This is a genomic window from Acinetobacter sp. NIPH 2100 (genome assembly GCF_000369805.1).
Taxonomy (GTDB): Bacteria; Pseudomonadota; Gammaproteobacteria; order Pseudomonadales; family Moraxellaceae; genus Acinetobacter.
This window is the reverse complement of sequence record NZ_KB850224.1, coordinates 2,799,829-2,800,388: the sequence shown is the minus strand read 5'-3', so window position 1 is coordinate 2,800,388 and position 560 is coordinate 2,799,829. Positions and strand designations below refer to the sequence as shown.

Sequence of the window (560 nt, the reverse complement as noted above, 5' to 3'; positions counted from 1 at the left end):
GGTAAGGACGTTCATCGTAAGTTGGGTGATAAGTTAAACATCGTGGGTGGTGCGGATGCTGCAACAGCAGAAGACAAAACCAGCGGTGAGAACGTGATCACACGTACCACAGAAGATGGTATTAAGATTGAATTGTTGAAAGATGCGAAGTTTGACAGTATTACCACTGGCGACAGCGTATTAAACAACAATGGCTTGACCATCAAAGATGGTCCAAGCATCACCAAAGATGGCATTAATGCAGGTAATAAAGTAATTACTAATGTTGCAGATGGCTCAATTGTGAAAGGTTCTAAAGATGCCGTGAATGGTGGTCAGATTCAGAATATCTCTGACAGCATCAAGAACAGTATTGGTGGTAATACCACGGTGAATAAAGACGGCAGCATCTCGACCAATAACATTGGTGGAACCGGTAAAGACAACATCAATGATGCGATCAAATCAGTCGATGACAAAGTGACTAATGGTGTGAATGACCTGACCAACAAAGGTCTGAACTTTGCGGGTAATGCAGGTAAGGACGTTCATCGTAAGTTGGGTGATAAGTTAAACATCGT

1 pseudogene is annotated in these 560 nt (G+C 42.5%); it reads left to right on the top strand.

Features of this window, described 5'->3' with window-relative positions:
* Positions 1-560 (top strand): annotated as a pseudogene (locus F887_RS18835) (hypothetical protein); the annotation flags it as partial.